5 protein-coding genes are annotated in these 6,788 nt (G+C 39.7%); all 5 read right to left on the bottom strand.

The features are described from left to right. Positions 1–279: 279 nt before the first annotated feature. On the bottom strand, positions 280–1,602 hold the full coding sequence (locus F6K13_RS12145; RefSeq protein ID WP_287287483.1) for a condensation domain-containing protein: 1,323 nt from the start codon (positions 1,600–1,602) through the stop codon (positions 280–282). A gap of 553 nt (positions 1,603–2,155) precedes the next feature. Beyond that, positions 2,156–3,541, bottom strand: a complete 1,386-nt coding sequence (locus tag F6K13_RS12140) for a cytochrome P450 (RefSeq protein WP_287287481.1) — start codon at positions 3,539–3,541, stop codon at positions 2,156–2,158. A gap of 456 nt (positions 3,542–3,997) precedes the next feature. After that, on the bottom strand, positions 3,998–4,495 hold the full coding sequence (locus F6K13_RS12135; RefSeq protein WP_287287480.1) for a lipocalin-like domain-containing protein: 498 nt from the start codon (positions 4,493–4,495) through the stop codon (positions 3,998–4,000). 146 nt (positions 4,496–4,641) lie between these two features. After that, on the bottom strand, positions 4,642–4,875 hold the full coding sequence (locus tag F6K13_RS12130) for a hypothetical protein (protein WP_287287478.1): 234 nt from the start codon (positions 4,873–4,875) through the stop codon (positions 4,642–4,644). A 438-nt stretch (positions 4,876–5,313) separates the two neighbouring features. Beyond that, the coding region (locus tag F6K13_RS12125) for a thioester reductase domain-containing protein (RefSeq protein WP_287287477.1) at positions 5,314–6,788 on the bottom strand (1,475 nt) is incomplete at its 5' end.

Raw genomic sequence — 6,788 nt, 5'->3', positions numbered from 1 at the left:
ATCATAATCTGTGGCTCGAAGGCAGCTATGCTGAGGGCAGCTATGCTGAAGGGAAAGAGCAAGGTTAGAAGGCAGAAGGTTTTTTATAACTGATTATCCGCAATTCGTAGCTCCCCCGGAGGGGGAACATGATATTACACTTTGGAAGAGGTAAGGCAGGAGGCAGGAGAAAAGAAAAGGTCAGAAGGGAAAAGGTTTTTTTATAACTGATTATCCGGACATGATATTACAGTAGAGCATCAATTGATTTTCTATATTTATTTATTAATATTTGTCCAATTATTTTAATACTGTTGATCGCCCCTTGCTTGCATCATCTAGATAGGAAAGGGCACTATCCACAACAGTCTCCATTGTCTCCTGGCTGACTGAAGGCATAGCAAAGGGGAAATGCAAAAACATTTTTCCCTCGAAGGTGACAACTGCAGCAAAAAAACACCCCCTAAGTGTAGGCTGTGAGGCAACAAAACTGATTTCTGAGAGTTCAAATTGACCGTAAACTTTGGGAATATTTACTCTACCAATATTGGAGACTGCCACTGTTAGATTTGCTTGACTAGGGCGAGACATAAGAATTTCAATAAACTTCCTCGAAAGTAACATATCGATGAAGATACTATCACCCTTTAAGCCAACTTTTAGCTGTTGGATCACATCCCGAGCTAATTCCCAAAAGGATGTATTTGTTTCCAGAGTATGAAATGAATCTACACCAGAAGCCATTATCCCCATGTTTTCATTGCCAACTACTTGTTTCAAGTATTTGCGTATATTAACTATACTCCGGCAGGACACGCGCGTTTTCTGCTGTGGCCTGATTTTTCTTGCTGCGGCAAACATCATCGCTGCGCATAACGCACCTTGTACTGTCGTTTTTTCTTGGCGACAACGATTAACTAACTGTTCAGTAAAGTCGGCATCTAAACTTCTATAAATATTGCCAGAAGTCAGTGAATCAAGAGGTACAGACTTGTTCTTCTCCAATGTTTCTGGTCTGTGCCAAAGCAGTTTTAACTGAAGTTGCAGCAAATACAACAGGGTATTGATCTTACCCCTGAAGCCTCTGGTTGATGGGGGAAGTAATTCATCTACAGATGGAAGCGCCGATAAACTGGACACTGGAACGAGCGGTTCACCAGAGGCAACTTTCGAGCAGTAGCTCAAGAATTCTGAATACAAATGAGTACTTGATAAACCATCCGAGATGGCGTGATTTGTTGTGATAATCAGATGGCTAGCACTGTTTTTACCAAGCTCCTGGTCTTGAATAAGTATAGCTCGCAACAGCACCTCACTACTCTCGATTTGGGTGTTTAATTCTTTGAGAACTATTTCTTGCCATTGTTCCTCATGGTGCTTATCCACAACTCGCAAAGGAATTTTTTTTGCACCTGTTTCAAAACGAAGATTATCCAAATCACCCACGATCCGAGAATTAAGCCGAGGGTGACGTTCTTGAATAAGATCCAGTGCCTGTCTGACAATTTCTTCGCTCAGGGGACCCAATATGCGCCCGCTCACCACTACATTTGATGCATTAGCAATGCGATTGAGTATTTCCATTGCTTGCTCTGGATCAGAGAGTTTTCTATTATCAATCATGAATCAGCACCTACACAAAATTAATTACATATTCTGGCTATTTTGGAGTAATGACTATAATATCATTTCTCAACAACTTTTCTACATTTCGTTGAGTAGGGGAGTAGGGGAGTTGGTAGGGACGTTGGATGCAACGTCCCTACAGGGAGAAGCAAACATAAGAATAATTAACATTAACGCAAGCTGAAATTAGTATGCAAAGTGATTTCGCTTGTGCTGATTAGTTGACAACTGAAGTACTGCCCAAGTATAGCAATACTTTTGGAAATTGGTATATATAAGATTGGTGTGAAAATGAATCTATAACTCTTAAGAAACACATTTATCCAGCAATAATTTGGAATTTTCAAGCACAATGTATTCTTATACAGAACTTACGCAAATTGACTTGTGAAGCACTATTTGTAGGGGCCTAATTTAGAGCTTTGCGGAGCGCAAATGATATTCGCCTTCGCTATATGTAGAGTCTTTGCGTAAGCTCTGTTCTCTGGATTTTTCCCGCTAAACTTTGATTATAGCGGGAAAGAGAGAAAATGTCAAGCTGTTATAGGTTCTATACAGTTGCCGCTACAGGTGTTTCTTGCCGCGATCGCTGACCTTTGAGTACCATTTTTACACCCCCAACCGGAGTGATATTAAGACCTCGGCGCTGAAGTTTAATGGGTTTCTGCTCAACCAATTCTAGTTTATATTTTGATAGAATAGTGGCCAAAACTAACTTCATTTCATACATCGCAAAGGCGTTGCCAACACAGCGACGGCTCCCGCCACCAAAACCCAGAAACTCGTAGTTATAGTATTTACGTTCTAAAAAGCGCTCGGGCTTAAACTTCTTCGGTTCGGGATATAAATCCTCCCGTTGGTGAGTGAGATAAGCACAGGGAATCAACAGTGTTCCAGGGGGCAAAGAATAGCCCAATAGTTCAACCTCCTCTTGCACAAGCCGTGGCATCAAAGTTATTGCTATGGGATTAATTCGCAGGACTTCATTGCAGACAGCAGACAAGTAAGGCAATTTAACAATTGTCGCCGGATCGAAGTTCCCCTCCAAAGTATCCAGTTCTGCCAATAGCTTTTCCCTAACTTCGGGCATATTATGAATCCAGTATAGGGCCAAAGACATTCCCGTTGCCGAGGTTTCGTTACCAGCAATCAGCAGATTCATTAACTGATCCCTTATTTCGACATCACTCATGGGCTGACCTTCTTCATCCCTGGCTGCCATCAATAGGGAAAGGATATCTGTGCGGCTGTCGTCTGGTGAAGAGCGTCGTTCTCTAATTTCACCATAGATGATTTCGTCAACTTTCTCCCTTTCGCGATAAAAGTGTCCCCAGGAAGTTAACGGACCGAGATCCCTTTGCAGTACGGGGAAAAACATCCAGATATAATTTAAGGGATGATTAAAAATATCTGATAGGTTCTTCACACATTTCCGAAGGCGTTCTGTTTGTTCTTCTTGCCTGATACCAAACAAGACCTTTAAGATTACTTTTTGGGCAATCTCTTGCATGGTAGTATGAGCCAAAAATGTTTGACTCATTTTCAATTGTTCAAAGGCCGAAGATGCATGATTGCAGATTAGTTCACCGTAGACAGCCATGCGATCGCCATGCAAGGGAGGCGTCAGCAGTTGGCGCTGACGTCTGTGGCTTTTTCCTGAAAGACATACCAGTGCGTAGTCTCCTATAAAAGGACGGAAAATCTGGTTCAGGTCTCCGGGGGCTGTAAAGCTCTTGGTATCCGTAAAAATCTGCTGTAATGCTTTGGGGTGGCTGATGAACAAGGGGGAGGGGCCCAAACCAAGAGGCTCTGGCTTGAAAAAATCCCGATATGGCTTTTGTGCGACTCCTTCCAGATAACTCATTGGATCGACTAACCAATGAAGTTGCTGCAAAAGTTTGGGAGTTTTGGGACCGTCTGGCAGTGTTTTCATCATTTTGCTTACTCCTTCATAAAACTGATATAAAACGTTATATAGCTACAAGTGCAACGTTTAACCTACTCAAAGCTATGCACCTTGAATCTGTTATTACTCCTCTAATTTTTACTTCCTGCTTCTACCGGAAGTCGGCAGCACTCCGTCCACAGGCATCTAATATCTAAGCCGACTGCATCTGTTGAGTGTGTCTTGCATTCTGAGGAGACCTCAGAATTACGCACTCACCTTTTTAAATTAATACTACCATCTCATGCACAGTCTATAGACATACCACAAGACTGACAATCATAAGTTTTCATTAAGGATATATCTTGAAAATAACGGTAGTTTGAGCAAGTCTTTGATGATGGAAAAAATCCATCTACTACTAACTCACAACTGTACCATTAACTATACTCAAGCTGTCTTTCTTCGTTCTGAGAAAGACTCAATTTACTTGCCACCCAGTGAGTACTAGGAAACACGTTTCAAAGTAGAATCAACTCTATACTGCGGATACGATCCAGTTAGTACAAGTATATCTCCTGAAATTTCAAGAGTCCGTTCCATGTCTATACCGATTAAATCTGGAATTACACTAATTTCAATATGCTGAATAACTTTATTATCTTTAATTTCATATTTACCCATATAACCAACATACTTTTGCACTGCCTGAAGATATCGAACACCTGCTTTAAGATACTTAAATATATTTATCTTAGGTTTTCTACCATACCCCATATCCATGATTTCTTCTACAAGTAATCCCATCTTCAAGCGATTACTCATTATAATTGAGAATGACATATGTCCCTCTTCAGTATATATGATGTAGGATACGGGATCTTTGCCAAAGGGATAACTTATGTTTCCTTGCTCATCTACACATTTCATCTCGACAAGTTTCCATGTTCCAACAATAGCATCTTTTGCAACTGTACTATCTGTCATTTCTGTTCCTTGTGTCATTTTTCTTCCCTAATTATTTGTTTTTTTTCAGATGATGCCTATTATGCATACCTAATTGAATACTTACTCATGTTGTATCATACAGCAATCCTAAATAGGTTGTCAAAATTCAAAAACAAGCTACTTTTCTCCAAAGAATAGTAATATCATGTCCGGATAATAGCGTGATAAAAAAACTTTTTCCCTTCTAACCTTTTCTTTCCTCTCTTGGTGCGCATTCCCTTGCGTCTGACGCCGACGCGGGGTCGCACCGCTTCTGCCTCCTGCCTCCTGCCTCCTGCCTTCTGCCTTCTGCCTTCTGCCTTACCTCCTCCAAAGTGTAAGTATTCAACCGGACATGATATAACTTTGATCAGACTGATAAATTCTCTGATATTCATGAAATAATATTATGTCCGTTGGTATCCTTTGTGTATAAAGTTGGGGAGATATCTACCGTCATAGTAATACAGCGGATTCCACTTTGGTACCGACACGTTTCGCGTTCGAGTTCCATAATTTCATCCACACTTGTACTTTGTTCGTTCTTTGATGTTTCCATTTAATCTCTCCAGATAGTAAGAACTTAATTACGAGGATTTGTGATGAATTGTATTAGAGTCAGGACTTACGCAAAGACACTATATACAGGCTCTAGCTCCGTTACGCTAGGGTGCTTCACACCCTACTAATAGCGTTCATGCGTAACTCCTAAGAGTTTTAGAAAAAGAAGAATTCAAAGATGGAATTTACCTTTTCTGCAAAGATTCATCTTTTGGTTCGGCAACACCCAAAAACAAGCTACTTCTCTCCGAAGTAACTTGTTTTCTGATTTAGCTCTAAGAAGGTAAGCTTAAAAAGCCACTTTTGTTCAAATATGAGAGCATTTTTTCTAGGTATTGCTTGTCTATAGAGCTAAAGGCAATTTCACTGCCGAGTAACCCATTCTTAGTATTGCGATCGTCAATAGTAACTCCTGAAAGTATATTGGACTCTTCTTCTGTCAATTTACCCGTTCCAGCCTGCACTCCAAAAAAGTAAGGATAGACCGAGTTTTCGGGATGATTCGATAAAGCTATCTGCCAATCATTTGATGAAACTTTTTTCACAGAAGGAACTAAAGAACAAATAAAATCAAATACATTGTTCCAAGATGTAGATTTAGGATTGACTAAATTAAATGTTTTACCCAAAGATACCTCTTGCTGAGACAAGTGAACAACCGCTTTAGTTGTTTCATTTATAGGAACCCAGTTCTCTAATTTACCTTCTAAAGTTGGCACCATTCCTAATTCAATACAACCCATAACATAGCGACAAACTATATCATCAATTCTACTAGCACCAGTATTAGCATCTGCTGTTATCGTCGTTAAGCGATATATACAGGTAGGAATTCCTAGCTCCCTCCCTGCCGCTACTAATTTTTCTGCTACCCATTTACTTTGGAAGTAACCATTAGTCAAATTATTAGCTTCATCACTTAAAGGTTCAGATTCAAGAATAGCTGTACCTTCATCATTAATAGATGATAATAAAATTATGTAAGTAGACATAAAATGTACAGCTTTTACATGAGTTTGAGCAGCTAATCTTAAAACCTCTTGAGTTCCTATAACATTAGTTGGTTTGAGTATACTGTAGGGGTAAAGATGATTAGTCCAAGCTCCACTATGATAAATAACATCAATCTCATTGGCAAGGAAGTCAAACTCTTCTGTTGGTAGCCCGAAAAACTTACTAGACAAATCTCCTACTACAGGAATAACTCTGGAGCCAAATTTATCCTCATCCCAGAGCCAATAAGATTCTAATTTATCTTTGAGTTTTTGTTTAGCTGAATCAGTATCATTAGCCCGAATTAGGCAGTATATATTGGCTGAGGTATTTTGCAATAACTCATCAAGCAAATAAGTTCCAATAAAACCTGTCGCTCCTGTTAAGAAAATGTTCTTAGGCTTAACAATATTCTGCCCAACCGTAGTACTAATAACAATTGTCGGGTCTAAAATTGTTTCAGCCTTAAAATCAATTTCTTCACCAGACAAGTTATTACCTTCTTTATCTGAGCTATCTGTTACAGAAAATTCCAGAGGAATTGCATCAGGTAAATACCCAACCAACGCCTCAAGAGTAGGATAATCAAATAACAATGTAGAACTCAAATTTGTCTCTAAAGTTGACTCCAACCTATTTTTCAATTCCACTGTCATCAGAGAATCTAATCCTAAGTCAATAAAAGGTTCGTGCATTCCTATCTTTTGTGGATCAGACCAGCCTAAAGTTTTGGCTATCAATGAACGAACGTGATTGG

It is taken from the genome of Okeania sp. SIO2B9, from assembly GCF_010672505.1.
Classification (GTDB): domain Bacteria; phylum Cyanobacteriota; class Cyanobacteriia; order Cyanobacteriales; family Microcoleaceae; genus Okeania; species Okeania hirsuta.
The sequence above is the reverse complement of the archived record's forward strand: the minus strand, read 5'-3'. Positions and strand labels throughout refer to the sequence as shown.